Source organism: Bradyrhizobium sp. WSM4872 (genome assembly GCF_055811715.1).
In genome coordinates, this window is the sequence record NZ_JBVVPT010000100.1 from 1 (window position 1) to 235 (window position 235).

Genomic DNA, 235 nt, shown 5'->3' on the forward strand with positions numbered 1-235 from the left:
CACTAATACATTGATTAATGTTTGCGCAACACTAGCAATGATACTTATGGCACCAGGTGCACCTACTGTTAATATTGGCTTCCCGTGATGCATCACAATCGTTGGAGCCATGTTACTTAGTGGTCGTTTATAAGGTGCAATTTCATTGATCCCACCCGCCACAACATCAAAACCATCCATTGTGGTATTCAATAACACGCCGTACCCTGGAATCGTAATACCCGATCCGTAAATC

1 protein-coding gene is annotated in these 235 nt (G+C 43.0%); it reads right to left on the reverse strand.

All coding sequences use genetic code 11. The features are described from left to right. The coding region (locus AC0L3C_RS36260; protein ID WP_473410419.1) for a gamma-glutamyltransferase at positions 1-234 on the reverse strand (234 nt) is incomplete at its 3' end. Between the last annotated feature and the right edge of the window lies 1 nt (position 235).